The following is an 18,322-nucleotide window of genomic DNA, read 5'->3' on the forward strand; positions in this document are numbered from 1 at the left end:
GATCACGAAATCAGCGGCGCCGGCGCTCTCGGGCACCGATCCGGCCAGCTGGCTTTCAATCCGCTCCAGCGTCCGCCCGGCCTCGCGCTCTGCCAGGCTCTCGCCGACACAGATGATCGGAACCAGAGATGCCGCGAGGGCAGCCGTGGCCTGCGCCGAAACCACGGCATCGCTCTCGCCATGATCGGCTCGGCGCTCCGAATGACCGACAATAACGTGGCTTGCACCGGCATCGGCCAGCATTTCGGCCGAAATATCGCCCGTATGGGCGCCTTTGGCATTGTGATGACAGGTTTCGCCGCCGATTCGCAGTGAAGATCCCTCCGCGCTTTCGCTACCCAGCGCGACCAGTGTCGCAGGCAGGCAAAGCAGCGCAGTCACATCATCGTTTCCGCTGCCAATCGCAGTAGCCACGGCCTCAACCTGCGAAAGACCTGCTTTCAGCCCGTTCATTTTCCAGTTTCCGGCGATCAGTGTGCGTGACATGCAGCCATCCCTATCTTGCAAGACTTGACCGTGTCGCCTAGCAAGCACTGAGCCATCCCGCAATTCGCCAGAAAGATCGCATTACAATGCTAGCCTTGATGAAAAGCCTGATGAATTCGATCTTCGGCAAGATCATCGTCATGATTATCATTGCCGGAATGGCGTTCTGGGGCGCGGATTCGGCCTGGACCACCATGAGTACGGGCCTGGGCAGCAATCTGGCTGCTGCGGGCCCGCGCGGCATCGACCTGACGACGCTCGATCGCCGCGTCGAAAACCTGCTGCGCAATCTCAATGCCAATTCGGAAAAGCCCATCACCAAGGCCGAAGCGGCCGATCAGGGCATTGTCGATCAGGTTTTCGAGCTCGAAAAGGCGAAAATCGTCAATCTGGGCTATGCCGGAGCCATCGGCGTCAAGCCATCGACCAATGCTGTTGTCGAACAATTGAAGACGGTCGATGCCTTCAAGAATCCGCTCACAGGCGAACTTGATCTCAACACCTATCGTGAAGTCCTCTACCAGAACCGCTTCACCAAGGAAGAATACGAGCAGCAGGTCTCCGATGACCTCACCTTGAAGACGCTTGGCGAAGCCGCCTCTGCCGCGATCTACCCACCCCAGATCCTGGCCAGCATCCAGGCGCTTTATATTGGCGAAACGCGGGATGTGTCCTGGTTCATCCTCGATGCATCTGAAGCGCCGGAACCGGATGCCCCCACGGACGAGGAAATTCGCGCCTTTTACGACGAGAACCTGACCGCTCTGGAACAGCCAGAGCGCCGCGCCATCGACATGCTGCGCGTCTCTGCCGACGATTTCCTGGCCGACGTGACGGTGACCGAGCAGGAAATTGCGACCATCTATGAAGCGACGAAATCCGAGCGTTTCTCCGAGCCGGACCAGCGCACATATATCGAACTCTATTTTGCCGACCGTGATACGGCCCGCGCCGCATTCGGCCTGCTCGCAGGTGGTGCCGACCCGGCCGGCCTGCCCGGCGTCCTGTCAAGCGAGACAAAAACCGGCTATCGGGAAAGCGTGTCCGACACGGCGCTCGCTGACGCCATGTTCGGCCCCGGCAAGCAAAGCGGTGCCCTGTTCGGTCCCCGCGAAGTGGATGACAGGTGGCTGGTCGCCCGGCTCGTCTCGGTCCAGCGCGGCGCCGTGTTCCCGATCGAGACTGTCTCCGAGGAGATCCGCGATGAACTCGCCCGCGAGCGCGCGCAGGTCCTGTTCTTCGAAAAGCTCGATACGCTCGACCGCTCGATCGGAGCAGGCTACCCGCTTGCCCAGATTGCGTCCGAACTGCCTGTTCCGGTGATGAGCTTTGCGCCTGTCGACCAGACCGGCATGACCGAAGACGGCGTCACGATCACGGGCCTCACGCAAGCGCGGGATGCGTTCAGCGATGCCTTCCGAATTAATGCCGGTGACGTTTCTGCTCGCTTTGATGGCGAGGAGGCCGTTTACCTCACGTCTCCGCGCGCCATCATCGCGCCCAGCACGCCTGAGTTCGACACGATCAAAAACGACATTCGGCAGACGCTGGTTGCCCAGCGCGAAGCCAATGCCATGCAGTCCTATGCCGACAGCGTGGTCGAAAAGCTGAAATCCGGTGAAACCACACTGACCGCTGCGGCAACCGCCGCTGACACGGTCGTTGAATCGCCGAGCGTGCCTGTCACGCGCATCACGGCAGAGGAAAGCGGCCTGCCTTCGCCTGCCATCAACGCGATTTTTTCTGGCAGCGAAGGTGACGTGTACAGCTATCCAAACCGGTCAGGCGACATGTTCATGATCGTCCAGCTCAACACGATAGCGCCACCATCGGATGCCGCGCTCGAAGTGCTCGGCACGCAGGCCACCGCGTCGCTGAACCAGTCCCTGCGCGATGACATCCGGTTTGCGACCGACGCCGAGATCCGCAATGCGATCAAGCTGAACGTCAATGACAATGCCATCGTGGCCTACAAGAAATCGATTGCCACCGAGCAATGAAACCAGCCCGTCTGATCGTTCGCAGGCGCATCGGGGATATTGAAACGCCCGTCGGTGCGATGCTGAAACTCGGCGCGGACGCGCCCGGCAGCTTCCTGTTCGAATCCATTGCAGGCGGCGAGCGCCTCGGCCGCTATTCCTTTATCGGCCTTGAGCCCGACCACTGGTTTCGCATCCAGGACGGCGTCGCCGCCGTGTCGAGAACGGGCGATTTTTCGGCCCCGCTCAGCACCTCGGATGATCCCGTCAAGGCGCTGCGCCACTTTGTCAGCTTCGCCCAGGCCGAAACCGAAACCACCCTGCCGCCCATGGCATCCGGCGCGTTCGGCTATGTTGGCTATGACATGATCCAGCATATCGAACCGGTGACTATCACCGCCGAGGACACGCTGCACGTGCCCGAGGCGCTGCTCGTCATTCCCCGGGTCGTGATCGTGTTCGATCATATCTATCAGGAAATCCTGCTCATCGGCCGCGTCGAGGACGGCAATGACGCGGCCATCAATGCCCTGCTCGATACGGTCGAGGCGCGGCTCGAGCGCCTGCCCGAAACGCCGCCAAAGGACCAGCCGCCCGTTAACGTGACGCTGACGTCCAACACCACCAAGGATCGCTATTTCGAGATCGTCGACCAGTGCCGCGACTATATCCGCGCCGGCGACATCTTCCAGGTCGTGCCCAGCCAGCGCCTGTCGACGCCGTTCAGCCGCAAGTCGATCAGCTTCTACCGCGCGCTGCGCCGCCTCAACCCGTCCGCCTTCATGTTCCACATGAACCTCGGTGACGTGCGCCTGGTCGGCTCCAGCCCGGAAATCCTCGTCCGCCTGCGCGATAACCGTGTCGCCATCCGCCCGATTGCCGGCACGCGGCCGGTCTCCGGTGATGCGCTGGAAGATGCCCGCCGCGCCGAAGGCCTGCTCGCCGATCCGAAAGAGATGGCCGAACACCTGATGCTGCTGGATCTCGGCCGCAATGATGTCGGCCGCGTTGCCGCCTATGGCAGCGTCGAAGTCACCGAACAATTCATCGTCGAACGCTACAGCCACGTCATGCACATTGTCTCTCATGTCGAAGGCAACCTCCGCGAAGGGCTCGATGCGGTGGACGTCCTGTTCGCCGGCTTCCCGGCGGGCACCGTGTCCGGCGCGCCCAAGATCCGCGCCATGCAGATCATCGACGAAATGGAAACCGCCCGCCGCGGCATATATGGCGGCGCCGTCGGCTATTTCGGCTGGAATGGCGACCTCGACACCTGCATCGCCCTGCGCACCGCAATCATCAAGGATGGCCAGCTGCACATACAGGCCGGAGGCGGAGTCGTCCTCGATTCCGATCCGCAATACGAGTATGACGAGACCCTGCACAAGGCAGGCGCCCTGCGCCGCGCAGTCGAGCTCTCAGCCACATACGAGTTCGACCAATGATCCTCGTCATCGACAATTATGACAGCTTCACCTGGAACCTCGTCCACTATCTGGAAGAGCTTGGTGCCCGCACCCGGGTCGTCCGCAATGACGAGCTGACCGTTGCCGAGGCCCTCGCGCTCAAGCCGGACGGCATCCTCCTCTCGCCTGGTCCCTGCAGCCCGAACGAGGCCGGCATCTGTGTCGACCTGATCAGGGCCGCGCCCGACGACATGCCCATTCTCGGCGTCTGCCTCGGCCACCAGGCCATCGGCCAGGCGTTTGGCGGGGCCGTCGTCACGGCGAAGGAAATCCGCCACGGCAAGCTGTCAGACATCCACCAGAAAGGCGGCGACCTGTTCGAGGGCCTGCCGGAGACCTATTCCGTTGTCCGCTACCATTCCCTCTCCGTGCGCGACGCTGACCTGCCCGATTGCCTCGTCGCCGACGCCTTCACCGATGACGGCGAGATCATGGCCCTTCACCACAAGACCCGCCCCATCTATGGCGTCCAGTTCCACCCGGAATCGATCAAGACCGAGCACGGTCACGCCCTGCTGAAGAACTTCCTGAAAAGGGTCTGACAAAGAGGCACTGCCCAATGAGCGAACTGGACACCAAGGCCGAGGCCCTGATTGGCGACATGAAGCCGACCAGCCCGAGCGCTGCGCCTGGCCAGAATTTCCTGCCACCCGAGACCCGCCGCGACATTCCGGGGCAATACGGCTCCACGCCCGTCTGGCGCGCAGGGGATGGCCCGGCCACGCTGTTCGTGCACGGCTGGGATGACACACACCGCATCTGGCGCCGCTTTGCGCAGGACTTCCTCCAGAACACACGCCCCGTCCTGATGTTGGACCTTCCCGCCCATGGCGCGTCGAAGCAAGACATCTGCACGCCCGAAACCGCAGGCGTATCCGTCGCTGAGGTCTGCACCGCCGAAGGCCCGGTCGATACGATCATCGCGCACTCCTTCGGTTGCGACGCAGCCGTGCGCGCCATCGCGGCCGGAGCACACGCCGACTACCTCGTCCTGATCGCACCAGCCTTGCTGGAATGGGCGGACTATCAGCGCCTGAAGGGCCATGACGACGCGACCATCACGCGCGCTGGCGAGCTGCTGGCCGAACGCGGAGGCGTCATCGCGCGCACTGATTACCGTGCGGCCCTCACCGGCTACAAAGGCGCGATCCTGGTCATCGGATCAGAGGCCGACGAGAGCAGCCCGCTTGAACTCATCCGCCGGCTGGTCGCCGACCTGCCAGCGGCAAAGCTGCTCGAGGATGATGCGCTCAGCCATCGCGACCTCGCTCTCGATCCGCGCATTCTCGCTGAAGTCACCGCCTTCCTCGGCTATTGAGTCAGACTTCGCGCATTGAACCGCGGCCACGGGGCCGCTATCGGTGGCGCTTGCATTCCGGAAATTGCCTGATGACTGACACTGCCCTGACCACCGCCATCAAGGCGATTGCCCGCCGCGAGACGCTGGACGCCGACACGCTGGAGACGGCGTTCGAACTCCTGCTCACCGGCGAGGCTGCGCCGGAGGAAATCGGCGCATTCCTCACCGGCCTTGCCGTTCGGGGTGAAACGGCTGCCGAACTGACAGCAGGTGCCCGCATCATGCGCCAGCATGCCCGCCGCGTGCACGTAGACGGCCCCGTTCTCGACACATGCGGTACAGGCGGGCTCCCTTGGAAAAGCCTGAACACATCTACCGCCAGCGCCCTTGTCATCGCCGCTGCAGGCGGCCGTGTCGCCAAGCACGGCAATCGGTCCGTCCCGCCCAAGTCTGGCTCGGCCGACGTGCTGGAAGCGCTCGGCGTCAATCTCGAAACAGACAAGAACGAGTTCCAGGCCTGCCTTGATGGCGCCGGTGTCGCCTTCATGTTCGCCCGGGCCCATCATAGCGCCATGCGGCATGTCGCGCCCGTCCGGGCGAAACTCGGCATCCGCACGATCTTCAACCTGCTTGGCCCGCTCTCCAATCCAGCTGGCGCCCAGTTCCAGGTTCTCGGCGTGTTCGCCCCCGAATGGACACGGCCCATGGCCGAGACGCTCGCCCAGCTCGGCACGACAAAGGCCTGGGTCGTGCATGGCCGCGATGGCATCGACGAGCTCTCCATCGCTGGTGCGTCCCAAGTCTGCGAAGTCGAGAACGGCGCGATCCGCGAGTTCGAGATTCATCCCTCGGATGCCGGTCTCGACACCAGTCCGTTGTCCCGCCTCGAAGGCAGCAGCGTTGCCGACAATGCCATGGCGATCACCGACCTGCTCGACAGCCAGGAAGGCCCTTTCCGCGATGCCGTGCTGCTGAACGCCGCAGCCGGGCTTCATGTCTTCGGCAAGGCGGGCGACCTGAAAGAAGGCGCCGCCATGGCCACAGACGCCATCGACAGCGGCAAGGCGAAGGATACACTGCGCAAGCTTGCGGCGCTGTCCAACGGGCAGGATCCGGCATGAGCACCGCCCTCGACCACATCATCGACTACAAGCGCGATGAAGTCGCCGCGCTCAAACAGGCCGCGAGCTTCGAAAGCCTTGCACGCGCCGCCAGCGAAGCCGGCCCGGTCCGGGGCTTTGGCGCCGCAATGAACCGGATCGCCGCGACCGACGAGAACGCCCTCATCTGCGAGCTGAAGCGCAAGAGCCCCTCGGCCGGAGACATCCTTCCCGGCGCCGATCCTGTCTCCATCGCGGCGGAATACGAGACCGGCGGCGCCGCCTGCCTCTCGGTCCTGACTGACGGCCCGAGCTTTGGCGGCAGCCTTGCCGATTTCGCCGCGATCCGCCGCGCCGTCAGCCTGCCCATGCTGCGCAAGGATTTCCTGATCGACCCGATCCAGGTCGCCGAATCCCGGGCACACGGCGCTGATTGCATCCTGATCATCCTGTCGGCAGTCGATGACGCTCTTGCCGCCGAACTCCACGCTGCTGCGGATGATTTTGCGATGGATGTTCTCATCGAAACCCATGACGAGGCCGAGATGGAACGGGCACTGAAGCTCGCCTCGCCGCTCATCGGCATCAACAATCGCGATCTGAAACGTATGGTGACTGACCTGTCGACGACCGAGCGCCTCGCCCCGATGGTCCCGGCCGACCGTGACATCGTCGCGGAAAGCGGAATATCGACAACAGATCACATCTCTCGGCTCCGCCAGACGGGCACCCGACGCTTCCTGATAGGCGAAAGCCTCATGAAAATGAACCAGATGCGCGAATCTGCCGTGACAGGGTTAAGAAAAGCCCGTTCCAATTGACCCGAACCATGAACACATGTAGAACATAAGAGAACATAGATTCGGACGGAAGGAATCACCCGTGCTGACCAGTAAACAGAAAGAGCTGCTGCTCTTCATCAATGAGCGGATCAAGGAGACGGGCGTCTCCCCCTCGTTCGATGAAATGAAGGAAGCGCTCAATCTCGCCTCCAAGTCCGGCATTCACCGCCTGATCTCGGCACTTGAGGAGCGTGGTTTCATCCGCCGCCTCGCGCACCGCGCCCGCGCGCTGGAAGTGCTGAAAATGCCGGAATCCGCCATTCCCACGCCGAACATGCGTGGCCGGAAGGACTTCAAGCCCGCGCTCGTGGCCACAGGCCTGCCGTCCGAGGCCCGTGCACCCCGCGCCATCCCCATTCTTGGCCGGATCGCGGCAGGCGTGCCGATTTCCGCCATCCAGCAGGACAATGGACATATCACGGCCCCGGACGACCTTGCCGAGGGCGAGGAACATTTCGCACTCGAAGTCAAAGGCGACTCGATGATCGAAGCGGGCATTCTCGAAGGCGATCTCGTCATCCTGCGCCGCACCGAAGCAGCAAATACGGGCGACATCGTCGTCGCCCTCATTGACGGCGAGGAAGCCACGCTCAAGCGCCTGCGCCGCAAAGGCGCTTCCGTTGCGCTCGAGGCCGCCAACCCGGCCTATGAAACCCGCATTTTCGGTCCCGACCGCGTTCAGGTTCAGGGCCGTCTTGTCGCCCTTGTGCGCCGCTACGACTGACAGGACTTCCAGGCTCGTTTGCGGCACGCTGCGCCGACCCGGATTCCACAACCGCTGCGCCGTGATGGTCGGACAAACCGTCCTCTTCGGCGAAATGACACTTTCCCGCTGAAGCAGCACGACCGCCGCCATGATGAAGGCGCGCGGCGCCGGACAGGTCAAGGAAGGCAAGGCTCGCGCCTTATGCGTGAGGAAGGAGACCAGCCCTCCAGCATCACAGGCCGCATCGCCTCGTGACCACGGGGCGGGAACGTAAAGCCGCGACCAGAGAGCCCGTCACGCAACCGAATGCCACGATCAAGAGAATTCACAGAAAGCCGAAACGCACCATGCGCCGCGCCATAGAGGCCGCCCCGCCAGATGCCAGCCATGCCGCAAAACACGCGAGGCGAGCGACCACATCCCCGCCCACGCGCTTCGCAGGTCGCGGCGCGCCCCCTTGCCTTCAGGCGCAACCTTGTGTTTGTGCACCGCAGAAGCGCTTTCGACCCGCATTTACGAGGAGCCTGCCCCCCTGATGACCGTTGTCACGCGATTTGCCCCCTCTCCCACCGGCATGTTGCACATTGGAGGGGCAAGGACCGCACTTTTCAACTACTTGTTTGCCCGTCGCCATGGCGGCCGCTTCCTCCTGCGCATCGAGGATACCGACAAGGCCCGCTCCACCGACGCCGCAACGGCCGCCATTCTTGAAGGCATGGCATGGCTCGGACTGGAGACCGACGAGCCGCCGCTGATGCAATCGAGCCGTGACGCACGCCACGCCGAAGTGGCAAACGAGATGCTGTCGCGCGGCAAGGCGTTCAAATGCTACGCAACCCCTGAGGAACTCCAGGCGCGGCGCGATCTCGGCGAGGAGAAGCGTCAGGCCGCCAAGGCCGATAATCTGTCTGAAGCGGAACGCGCGGCGCTGCTGAATGAGGCCAATGCGCTCCTCGCCCCCTTCCGGTCTCCCTGGCGTGACGGGGGCCCAGCGCCGTCGCCTGACGCGCCCTTCACGGTGCGCCTACGGGCACCGGATGATGGCGAACGGATCGTTGAGGACGCTGTTCAGGGGGCTGTGAAGATCCAGGCCGATGAAATCGACGACCTGATCATGCTGCGCGCCGACGGCTCGCCCACTTACATGCTCGCGGTGGTAGTCGACGACCATGACATGAACATCACCCACGTCATCCGCGGCGACGATCATCTGCGCAACACGTTCCGTCAGGTGCCGATCTATGAAGCCATGGACTGGCCCGTCCCGCAATTCGCACACGTCTCGATGATCCATGGCAATGATGGGGCCAAGCTCTCGAAGCGCCATGGTGCGTTGTCGACGCTTGCCTATCGCGACATGGGCTACCTGCCGGAAGCACTGACGGCCTACCTGCTGCGGCTCGGCTGGAGCCATGGTGACCAGGAGATTTTCACGCGGGAAGAAGCGATTGCCGCTTTCGATCTGGAAGGCATCGGCAAGGCGCCGGCCCGGCTTGATCTGGAAAAACTCGGTCAGATCAACTCGCACTTCATGCGTCTGGCCGACGATGACCGCATTCTCGGGCTTTTGCGCCCCATTCTGGAGGCAGATTCTCCCCTTGAGGACGTGGAGCTGGCGCGCGTCGAACGGGCTTTGCCGCACCTCAAGGACCGGGGCAGCACCCTGGATGAACTGGCAGCCGCCTTTGCCTTCCTGGTTGTCAAAAGACCGCTCGATCTCAACAAGAACGCCAGAAAGGCGCTTTCTGCAGAAGGGCTTGACCGGCTGGCCGGACTGAGCGACGAACTGCGGCGTATATCGCAATGGACGACGGATCGAATTTCGGAGACGATCTCTTCGTATTGCACCACAAAAGACCTATCTATGGGGCAGGTAGGACAACCACTCCGTGCCGCGCTGACTGGCGGCCTTTCCGCACCTGATATTGCACCGGTGCTCGAATGGCTTGGACAGGACGAAGCGCTTGCGCGGATTGACGATCAACTGGCCGGGGCTGGCCGCTGAGCCAGCTGCGCCGAACATGAACAAGAAGGGCAAAAGCTGATGGAAAACAAGACGAAGAAAGCCGGTACCGCCAAGCTGGAACTGGACGGCAATACATATGAGCTGCCCGTACTTTCAGGCACCCACGGTCCCAATGTCATTGACGTGCGCAAGGTCTACGCAGAGTCGGGCCGTTTCACCTTCGACCCGGGCTTTACATCCACGGCGAGTTGCGAAAGCCAGATCACCTTCATCGACGGTGACGAAGGCGTCCTCCTGCACCGTGGCTACCCGATCGGCCAGCTTGCCGAGAAATCGACATTTCCCGAAGTCTGCCATCTCATCCTGAAGGGCGAACTTCCGAGCACGAGCGAGCTTGCCGAGTTTAACAGCGAAATCAAGCAGCACACCCTCCTCCACACACAGATGGACCGCTTCTTTGACGGGTTCCGCCGCGACAGCCATCCGATGGCCATGTTGACCGGTGCGGTCGGTGCGATGGCATCCTTCTATCCGGGTGCCATGGACAGCGAAGATCCCGACGAACGCCACCTCAGCTCGATCCGTCTGGTCGCGAAAATGCCGACGCTTTGCGCCCGGATCCTGAAATACAATATGGGCCAGAAATTCGTCGATCCACGCAACGAATTCTCCTATGCTGAAAACTTCCTCAACATGTGCTTCTCGGTGTCGGCCGAGGATTACAAGGTCGACCCGAAAATCGCCAAGGCGATGGACCGGTTCTTCATACTTCACGCCGATCACGAACAGAATGCCTCGACATCGACAGTTCGTCTCGCCGGTTCGTCGGGCGCCCACCCGTTCGCCGCCGTCGCTGCAGGCGTCGCATGTCTCTGGGGCCCAAGCCATGGCGGCGCCAACGAAGCCTGCCTCAACATGCTGCACGAGATCGGCACCGTGGATCGCATTCCCGAATTTATCGAGAAGGCCAAGGACAAGGACGATCCATTCCGCCTGATGGGTTTTGGCCACCGCGTATACAAGAACTATGATCCGCGCGCGACCGTCATGCGCGAGTCCGCGCACGAAGTGCTCGACCTGCTTGGCCTCAAGGACCAGCCGATCCTGAAAGTGGCAATGGAACTGGAGCGTATCGCACTCGAAGACGAGTATTTCGTCGAGAAGAAGCTCTATCCGAACGTCGATTTCTACTCGGGCATCATCCTCGATGCTATGGGCTTCCCGAAGCAGATGTTCACCGTCCTCTTCGCCCTCGCCCGCACGGTTGGCTGGGTCGCCCAGCTCAACGAGATGATCGAGGATCCGACGCAGCGCATCGGCCGTCCACGCCAGATCTATACCGGCGCCGCCCAGCGCGACTACGTGCCAATCGCCAATCGCTAGGCAACTGCTTCCGAGAGGATCACGTCGGCTGCGATTTCAGCCGCGTCCCGATCGCCCTCTTTCATTCGGGAGAGGGCGATTTGCTGTGCGGCCCTCTGTTCCGCAAGAACGTCAGGATTTGTCAGCCAATACAGTGCCCGCGCGGCGATCAGGTCCGGCGTCTGTTGTGTCTGGACGAATTCGGGAACGATTTCCTGGTCATCGCTGATGATGTTGAGCAGGGTAATATGCCGCTTTTGATACAGGAACCCGCGGGCCAGCGCCCAGGTCAGCCATCCTGTCTTGTAGGCGACGATCATGGGCGTGCCCTGCATTGCCAGTTCTGTGGTCACAGTGCCGGAACAGGCAAGCGCGAGGTCGGCCGCGACCATCGCATCGTAGCGCTCTGAGGCATCATGCGAAACCGTTGCCCAGTCTGTGGCATCGGGAAAGGCATCCGCAAATTCCGCTGCAACGCTTGCGGCCGGTGCCATGATGATTTCACGGTCCGGGTCGGACTCCTTGAGGATACGCGCCGCCTCAACAAGGGCTGGCGCCACCCGCTTGATTTCGCTCCGGCGGCTGCCGGGCAGGACAAGGATGGCCTGCGCATCAGCCGGAATTCCGTGCCTGCTGCGAAACTCGCCCGGCCTGCCCCATTCATGACGCGACAGCGCCGGATTGCCAATGACCGTCGTTTTCAGGCCATAGGGTTCGTAGAACGGCGCTTCGATCTCATGCATGCACAAGAGGTGATCCACGGTGGCCGACAGCGGTTTGGCACGACCAGGCCGCGTTGCCCAGACCTGCGGTCCAATCAGTTTGACCAACCTTATGTGCGGTGCCCGCGTGCGCACCCGCTGGGCCACGCGCAGCATGAAGCCCCAGGAGTCCACCAGAACGACAACATCCGGCGCATCGGCGATGATGGCATCGGCGGCGATGTCGGCGAGTTTCACAACCGTCGCATAGACCTTCACGCCTTCGAACAGTCCCAGGATCGACAGGGGCGAAATATCAATCGGCGACTCAATGCCAATTGACGCCATTTCAGCGCCGCCGATGCCTGAGACATGAACCTCAGGCTTTTTGACCCTGATCCTGTCGATCACTTCCCGCGCCAGAAGATCGCCCGAGGATTCGGCCGCGACGAAATAGAGACGCGGCGCGGTCATGTGCCTTGTCCGGGATCAAATCCGAAAATGAAAACACCCAGCCTGTCGGCCGCCGCCTGCATTTCAGCCCGGCCGAGCATCAGGGCGCCGCCCGCTTCGACCGCGAGGCCCTCAAGACCGGCCGCCGCAACCTTCTCCACGGTGGAGACACCCACGGTCGGCAGGTCGATCCGACGCTCCTGTGCAGGTTTGGGCCGTTTTACCAGAACGCCGCGTCTGGCCTCTGGCGTCCCGCGAATGGCTTCCGGCAGGATCGCGCACCGTTCCAGCATGGCATCAGTGCCCTCCTGCGCCTCGACGGCCAGCACGAGGCCATCGCATACCACGCAGCCTTGCCCGATATCGAGATCGCCGAGAGAGGCCACCACGTGCGCGCCACGCGCAATATCGTTCATGGCCTCGTCAGATGGCGCCGGACCAGCCACATGGCCTGACGGTGCCCGCAAGGCAGCATGAGCGGCATCCGAGCCAATCACATTGAACCCCTGCTTCTCGATTTCGGCGACGAGCAGGCGAAGCAGCGCATCATCGCCTTTGCCGGCCTCAGCCAGCACTTTCGGAAGCAGGGCGGCGCCGCGCATATCCAGCTTGAGATCCCTGAAGTTCGGGCGCTTCACGATTCCCGCAAACAACACATCCCTGCAGCCTGCAGCCTTCAGGCTGGCGTAGAGCTTACCGACCTCGCCGAGACCGATCACCGTGCCAGGATAGTTCGCGAGGCGCGGCTCCTCAAAACCCTTGAGGCGCAGGACATGGACGCCCTGCCCCGTCGCGACGGCATTCTCCGCAATGACAACAGGCAGGTCACCTAGTCCGGCAATGAGTCCCAAGGGGGCGATCATGCGACACTCATCCCGGTTTGCAGATCGGACGGTCGCCGCCGGCACGGATGAAGTCGATCATTTCCATCGCGAGTGGCTTGTCCCTGAACGTCACGGCCGCCGCTGCCAGTCGGTCCCTGAACAATCCCTCGCCTGTGAACACGGCCTTGTACGCGCTGCGCACTTCCTGAAGCTGGGACTTGTCAAAGCCGCGCCGCTTGAGGCCGACCATGTTGAGCCCGGAAAGTTTTGCATGATTGCCGATGACCGAGCCGAACGGGATGACGTCTTCAACGAGGATTGCGCCGCCGCCAATGAAAGCGTTGCGCCCAATGCGCGTGAACTGGTGAACGGCAGCCTGGCCGCCGAACCACACATTGTCACCCACCGTGATATGTCCGGCCAGCGCGACATTGTTCGCCATCACGACGCTGTCGCCGATATGATTGTCATGCGCGATGTGCGCACCGACCATGATGAAACAATCGTTGCCAATCCGCGTCAGGCCGCCCGATTTCGGAACGCCCGTGTGGATGGTTGCGAATTCACGAAATGTGCAATTATTGCCGACCTCCAGCCGCGATTCAGGCGTTTCCTGAAATCCGATCACCTGGGGCGGTCCGCCAATCACGGCGTGCGGATGCAGGAGGCAATTCTCGCCAATCCTTGTGTGGCCCGTCACGACCGCATGCGAGCGCAGCTCAGTCCCCTTGCCCAGCACGGCATGCGGGCCAACATGACAGAATGGCCCGATACGAACGCCTTCGCCAAGTTCAGCCCCGGTCTCTACAAGGGCAGCAGGATGAATTTCAACGGGCATAGACAGGTCCAGGCGCGGCAAGTGAGACATGATAGCCTAATCGGCAGCTGATCAGGACGTTTTCTTCGGATTTGCCTGCTTCTGCAACCATGCGACTTCGCGCAAGTACTGGCGGTGGGGTTTGGCAGGCGTGCCGCCCCATATCCCGCCATCATCAATATCCCGGAAAACGCCCGATGCTGCTGCAAGGCTGACGCCATCGCCGATCCTGACATGATCCGCAATACCGACACGGCCACCCATGCGGGTACCGTCGCCGATCGTCACCGAGCCTGAAATACCGCCAAAGGCGGCCATCACGACGCCGCGTCCGAACACGACATTGTGGGCCACCTGGCAGAGATTATCGAATTTGGTGCGCTCTCCGATGATCGTATCGTCGAAGACACCGCGATCAATGCAGGTGTTTGCCCCGATCGTCACATGATCCTGCAGGATGACCCGGCCGAAATGCGGCGCGTCTTCCATGCCCGATGGACCGCCCATGACGCCAAAGCCGGCCTCACCAATCCGGGCACCCGACAGGAGCGTGACGTTGTCTCCGACAAGCGCGCAGAAGACGGACGCATTCGCCCCGATCCGGCATTTGCGACCGATCTGAACTCCCGGTCCGATCACCGAATTGGGCCCGATCACACTGCCCTCGCCAACGGTCGCGCCCGGTCCGATCACTGCGCCCGGTGACAGGGTGGCGTCCGGATGCACTTTTGCATCGGGCGAAATCCGCGCATCACCATTCCAGACCAGATGCCTCGGCTGAAACAGGGAAAACGCCACGACACCATGGTCGTGACGCGGCAGGTTTGTCAGCAAATAAGGGACACCTTCAGGAACGTGCCGCACATTGGCGGCATTGACGATCAGGGCGGAGACATCAGGACTGACCGATACCTCTCCCTTGCCATCCCCATCCAGAAAGGAAAGGTCTCCGGCCCGGCCTGTGGCCGAAGCGGAGACCCCCCTGATTTCGACAGACGCGTCTCCGTGGAGCGCAGCGCCGGTCAGTTCCGCAATCTTTCCAAGCGTCGTGGCCCCAAGTGGCGCGTAGAAACGTGGATCGATCGTCACGGCACGGTGTTCCTACTGGGCAGGTTGGGCCGGCACGCGCTGGCGTGACACGGCAATCGTCGGTGTTTTGGCGTCAAGCTTGCTGATTACAAGCGCCGTCACATCGACCGTATCAGCACTGTAGATCACCTGTCCCTTGGACATGACAACCTGCGCCTTCTTCTCGTTCACGACTTCCATCAGCACAGGCTCGATTGCGCGGTTGAAATCGACCAGCGCCTTGCGTTCTGTCAGCTGGAATTCCTGGCTGACAACTTGACGCTTCTGAGCGAACTCATTGGCGCGCTGCTGGTAGGCCGTCAGTTGGGCAACCAGCGCCGTATCGGCTGCGACCGCTTCCCGGGTCTTGCCTTCGATTTTGGTCTGGAGCGACTTGCCGTCGGTTTCGAGCGTTGCACGTATGGGCTCCAGCTCGTTCTTCATCTGGGTTTCAAGGCTGCTCAGCTTTGTCTGGATGTCCTTGCCGGCCTTGGATTCTGTCAGCAGGCGACCTTCATCGATCATGACGACTGTCGTGCCCTGTGCAAGGGCTGCAGGCGCAGCGACAGCCGCTCCTGTAACCATGAGCGAAAGGGCGACTAGCATGTTTTTGAGTGGGGACATTGTCCGTCTCCTGTTTGGCGATTCTGGATCAGAAACGTGTAGAGGTTGAGAACCGGAAAGTTTCGGTTCGGTCATAATCTTCCCTGCGCAGGATCTGCGAGAAGTCGAAGCGAATGGGCCCGAAAGGCGAGTCCCAGAAGACGCTCAGACCCGCAGACGCGCGCATGGCGGTTGCATCCTTGGTGATACGCACTGCCGGCAGGCCGGTTTGCGGATCAGTGAAGTAAACCGTCGGGCTGATATCCGGACCACGAAGGGTTCCGAGGCCGCCGACATCAGCAAACAGGGCGCTCTTGATGCCATATTCTTCCGGGAAGACGTTTGGCAAGCTGAGCTCGAATGTGCCCTGGTAGTAGGTGTTGCCCCCTTGCGAGTTCAGGCGTCGTGTCGCCACGATTTCACCTGTTGCCGGGTCGACAACCCGCACGACTTCGCGCGGGCCGAGGCCTGCCACATCAAAGCCGCGGAACGTGTTGCCACCTCGGAAAAAGCGGTTGTTGATCCGGATACCCTGTCCGTTCTCGAGCGGGAAAACGTATCCTGCAGAGAAACGTGCACTCGCGATGACTTCCTTCCAGATGCCGCGATACAGGGATGTGCTGGTTTCGGTCCGGAGGTATTTCACGTCACCGCCAAGGCCGGCAGCTTCCTGACTCCACCTGAAGTCAAATCCGCGCGTCGGGCGGATCGGATCATTGGTACGGTCCCAGAAGAAGCTGTAACCGACAATGCTCGAAATCTCGCTGCGCTCAGACCGGCAGTTTGAATCGCGTAGCAGGTAGAGCGGATCACACTGGTCAACGATGACCTCGCCCGCGACGGCACCATCGGACGCCCGGGCAGGCCGGAACAGATCGTCAGTTGCATCATTCGGTGTGTCAGCCCCTGCAACCTGAATGGTGCGGGTCGATGTAAACCGTGTGGTCGTATCAAGGAGGACATCAAAGTCCGGAATCTGCACGTCATCTGACTGAAGCTTGTAACTCAGGCCAAGCTGCATGCGCTCGGTCAGCGGAAAGCCGACGCGCAAGCCGGCACCAACCGTTTCAGCGGTATAGCTGCCGAAATCCTTGAAATCCTGTTTGGTGGCGTACAGGTCGACACCTGCTGACAGGTTACGGTCGAGGAAGCGCGGCTCGGTGAAGCGCAGGTCGACAACCTGCTGGCGGCTGGACGTCGACACGCGCGCCACAACGGACTGACCGCGTCCTCGCAGGTTACGCTGCGAAGCGCTGAGGTCGAACAGGTAGGAGTCGACTGACGAGAAGCCTGCCGCGAACGACAGCTCACCCGTTGGCTGCTCGGTTACCTTGACGTCCACGATGCTTTTGTCGGCGCCATCGCCCGGCGTTTCGACGATTTCCACATCCTTGAAATAACCGAGGGACCGTACGCGGTTCTTGGACCGGTCGAGCAGGATGCGGTTAAACGCATCGCCTTCCGAAATACGCAGCTCACGGCGGATAACGCGGTCAAGCGTTTGGGTGTTTCCGACAATATTGATGCGCTCGATATAGACCCGCGGACCTTCATCCACGGCAAAGGTGACATCGATCCGGCCGGTGTCCGGGTTCACGTCCAGCTGGGGACGAATATCCACAAAGGCATAACCAGCGATACCGGCCGCATAGGTCAATGTATCGATCGTGTCCTCGATCAGGTTCCCCTTGAACAGGTCGCCTTCCTGGATCGGCACGGCGCGGCGCAAGGCGGTCGCATCCAGTTTTTCCAGAGCCGTCTCGACCTTGACCTCACCAAAGTCATACTGACGACCTTCGTCGATCGTCATCGTGATATAGAAATCCTTCTGGTCCGGTGTCAGTTCGGCAACGGCCGATGTCACCCGGAAATCGTAATAGCCGTTATTCTGATAGAACTCGCGCAGCTTCTCGCGGTCATATTCAAGGCGGCCGGGATCATAGTTGTCGTTCGAGCTGAAAAAGCGCCACAGGCGCGACTGGCGCGTGACGATCTCGCTGCGAAGGCGCGAGTCGGAATATTCCTTGTTGCCGATGAAATTGATCGACCGGACGCCCGTGACCGGCCCCTCGGTGATCTCGAATACCAGATCGACGCGGTTTTGTTCAAGCGGCTTGTATTGCGGCTCGACTTTCGCGGCGAAACGGCCTGACTGGCGATACAGTTCGAGGATGCGCTGCACATCGGCTTGAACACGCGCGGCGGTGAAAATCCCGCGCGGCGCAGCCTGGATTTCGTCCTTAAACTTGTCGTCCTTGAGTGCCCGGTTGCCCTCGAAAATAACGCGGTTGATGATCGGGTTCTCGACCACACGCACCAGCAGGTCATCGCCATTCCGGTCAATCGACACGTCGGCAAACAGGTTGGTGGCAAACAGCGTTTTCAGCGACAGGTCTATGCGTTCCGCATCGAACGCATCGCCCGGCTCCACAAGCAGGTAGGACTGAACGGTCCGGGCCTCGATCCGCTGGTTCCCCTCCACGAGGATTGACCGGATCGTACCGCCATAGCGGTTGTCTTCCTGCGCCTCTGCGGAATTGGTCAGGCCCGGCAGCGACACCGATGCAAAAACGCTGGTCGCCATAAGGGTTGCTGCAAGGAACTTACGCATCGTGGAATGATCTCTCTGATTAGCCTCGGGTCAGCCGG

Annotated in this window: 16 protein-coding genes; 9 read left to right on the forward strand and 7 right to left on the reverse strand. The window is 61.5% G+C overall.

Going from position 1 to position 18,322, the window contains the following annotated elements:
- Positions 1–486 (reverse strand): triose-phosphate isomerase family protein (locus ACQ66M_RS00005; protein ID WP_430401217.1); only part of this gene is annotated, 486 nt, incomplete at its 3' end.
- Positions 487–572: 86 nt separating this feature from the next.
- Between ACQ66M_RS00005 and ACQ66M_RS00010 the strand changes: the two genes are divergently transcribed.
- The 9 genes from ACQ66M_RS00010 (at position 573) to gltA (ending at position 11,228) form a co-directional block, all read left to right on the forward strand.
- On the forward strand, positions 573–2,486 hold the full coding sequence (locus tag ACQ66M_RS00010; protein WP_430401219.1) for a SurA N-terminal domain-containing protein: 1,914 nt from the start codon (positions 573–575) through the stop codon (positions 2,484–2,486).
- Entirely contained in the window at positions 2,483–3,910 is a 1,428-nt protein-coding gene (gene trpE / locus ACQ66M_RS00015) for an anthranilate synthase component I (protein ID WP_430401221.1), read from the forward strand. The genes ACQ66M_RS00010 and trpE overlap by 4 nt, the downstream gene beginning before the upstream one ends.
- A complete protein-coding gene (locus tag ACQ66M_RS00020; protein ID WP_350172440.1) occupies positions 3,907–4,473 on the forward strand; it encodes an anthranilate synthase component II in 567 nt (188 codons plus the stop codon). The genes trpE and ACQ66M_RS00020 overlap by 4 nt, the downstream gene beginning before the upstream one ends.
- A 17-nt stretch (positions 4,474–4,490) precedes the next feature.
- Positions 4,491–5,249, forward strand: coding sequence for an alpha/beta fold hydrolase (locus ACQ66M_RS00025; protein ID WP_350172442.1), 759 nt, complete (start codon positions 4,491–4,493; stop codon positions 5,247–5,249).
- Positions 5,250–5,320: 71 nt separating this feature from the next.
- Positions 5,321–6,352: an anthranilate phosphoribosyltransferase gene (trpD, locus tag ACQ66M_RS00030; protein ID WP_350172444.1), complete on the forward strand. Its 1,032-nt coding sequence runs from the start codon at positions 5,321–5,323 to the stop codon at positions 6,350–6,352.
- Positions 6,349–7,152, forward strand: coding sequence for an indole-3-glycerol phosphate synthase TrpC (trpC, locus tag ACQ66M_RS00035; protein WP_430401223.1), 804 nt, complete (start codon positions 6,349–6,351; stop codon positions 7,150–7,152). The genes trpD and trpC overlap by 4 nt, the downstream gene beginning before the upstream one ends.
- Positions 7,153–7,213: 61 nt before the next feature.
- On the forward strand, positions 7,214–7,897 hold the full coding sequence (lexA, locus tag ACQ66M_RS00040) for a transcriptional repressor LexA (RefSeq protein ID WP_350172448.1): 684 nt from the start codon (positions 7,214–7,216) through the stop codon (positions 7,895–7,897).
- A 517-nt stretch (positions 7,898–8,414) separates the two neighbouring features.
- Positions 8,415–9,884: a glutamate--tRNA ligase gene (gene gltX / locus ACQ66M_RS00045; RefSeq protein WP_430401225.1), complete on the forward strand. Its 1,470-nt coding sequence runs from the start codon at positions 8,415–8,417 to the stop codon at positions 9,882–9,884.
- A gap of 39 nt (positions 9,885–9,923) precedes the next feature.
- Entirely contained in the window at positions 9,924–11,228 is a 1,305-nt protein-coding gene (gene gltA / locus ACQ66M_RS00050; RefSeq protein WP_350172452.1) for a citrate synthase, read from the forward strand.
- Here gltA and ACQ66M_RS00055 read toward each other — a convergent pair.
- Genes ACQ66M_RS00055 through bamA form a run of 6 tightly spaced genes read right to left on the reverse strand, consistent with a single transcriptional unit; the run spans position 11,225 to position 18,257 of the window.
- A complete protein-coding gene (locus ACQ66M_RS00055; protein WP_350172454.1) occupies positions 11,225–12,382 on the reverse strand; it encodes a lipid-A-disaccharide synthase in 1,158 nt (385 codons plus the stop codon). The genes gltA and ACQ66M_RS00055 overlap by 4 nt on opposite strands.
- Positions 12,379–13,224 (reverse strand): LpxI family protein, encoded by an 846-nt coding sequence (locus tag ACQ66M_RS00060; RefSeq protein ID WP_350172456.1) that lies wholly within the window; start codon positions 13,222–13,224, stop codon positions 12,379–12,381. The genes ACQ66M_RS00055 and ACQ66M_RS00060 overlap by 4 nt, the downstream gene beginning before the upstream one ends.
- Before the next feature lie 7 nt (positions 13,225–13,231).
- Positions 13,232–14,023 (reverse strand): acyl-ACP--UDP-N-acetylglucosamine O-acyltransferase, encoded by a 792-nt coding sequence (gene lpxA / locus ACQ66M_RS00065; protein ID WP_430401227.1) that lies wholly within the window; start codon positions 14,021–14,023, stop codon positions 13,232–13,234.
- Between the two features lie 51 nt (positions 14,024–14,074).
- A complete protein-coding gene (gene lpxD / locus ACQ66M_RS00070; RefSeq protein ID WP_350172460.1) occupies positions 14,075–15,091 on the reverse strand; it encodes a UDP-3-O-(3-hydroxymyristoyl)glucosamine N-acyltransferase in 1,017 nt (338 codons plus the stop codon).
- A gap of 12 nt (positions 15,092–15,103) precedes the next feature.
- A complete protein-coding gene (locus tag ACQ66M_RS00075; RefSeq protein ID WP_430401229.1) occupies positions 15,104–15,694 on the reverse strand; it encodes an OmpH family outer membrane protein in 591 nt (196 codons plus the stop codon).
- A gap of 28 nt (positions 15,695–15,722) precedes the next feature.
- Entirely contained in the window at positions 15,723–18,257 is a 2,535-nt protein-coding gene (gene bamA / locus ACQ66M_RS00080) for an outer membrane protein assembly factor BamA (protein WP_430401231.1), read from the reverse strand.
- Positions 18,258–18,322: the final 65 nt, after the last annotated feature.

This window comes from Hyphomonas sp. (genome assembly GCF_965284475.1).
In the GTDB taxonomy this organism is placed as follows: Bacteria; Pseudomonadota; Alphaproteobacteria; order Caulobacterales; family Hyphomonadaceae; genus Hyphomonas.

Excerpts from the sequence above, each read along its gene's own strand:
- ACQ66M_RS00010 (WP_430401219.1), top strand. The coding sequence starts at position 573 with ATGCTAGCCTTGATGAAAAGCCTGATGAATTCGATCTTCGGCAAGATC.
- trpE (WP_430401221.1), top strand. The coding sequence starts at position 2,483 with ATGAAACCAGCCCGTCTGATCGTTCGCAGGCGCATCGGGGATATTGAA.
- ACQ66M_RS00020 (WP_350172440.1), top strand. The coding sequence starts at position 3,907 with ATGATCCTCGTCATCGACAATTATGACAGCTTCACCTGGAACCTCGTC.
- ACQ66M_RS00025 (WP_350172442.1), top strand. The coding sequence starts at position 4,491 with ATGAGCGAACTGGACACCAAGGCCGAGGCCCTGATTGGCGACATGAAG.
- trpD (WP_350172444.1), top strand. The coding sequence starts at position 5,321 with ATGACTGACACTGCCCTGACCACCGCCATCAAGGCGATTGCCCGCCGC.
- trpC (WP_430401223.1), top strand. The coding sequence starts at position 6,349 with ATGAGCACCGCCCTCGACCACATCATCGACTACAAGCGCGATGAAGTC.
- gltX (WP_430401225.1), top strand. The coding sequence starts at position 8,415 with ATGACCGTTGTCACGCGATTTGCCCCCTCTCCCACCGGCATGTTGCAC.
- gltA (WP_350172452.1), top strand. The coding sequence starts at position 9,924 with ATGGAAAACAAGACGAAGAAAGCCGGTACCGCCAAGCTGGAACTGGAC.
- ACQ66M_RS00055 (WP_350172454.1), bottom strand. The coding sequence starts at position 12,382 with ATGACCGCGCCGCGTCTCTATTTCGTCGCGGCCGAATCCTCGGGCGAT.
- ACQ66M_RS00060 (WP_350172456.1), bottom strand. The coding sequence starts at position 13,224 with ATGATCGCCCCCTTGGGACTCATTGCCGGACTAGGTGACCTGCCTGTT.
- lpxA (WP_430401227.1), bottom strand. The coding sequence starts at position 14,023 with ATGCCCGTTGAAATTCATCCTGCTGCCCTTGTAGAGACCGGGGCTGAA.
- ACQ66M_RS00075 (WP_430401229.1), bottom strand. The coding sequence starts at position 15,694 with ATGTCCCCACTCAAAAACATGCTAGTCGCCCTTTCGCTCATGGTTACA.
- bamA (WP_430401231.1), bottom strand. The coding sequence starts at position 18,257 with ATGGCGACCAGCGTTTTTGCATCGGTGTCGCTGCCGGGCCTGACCAAT.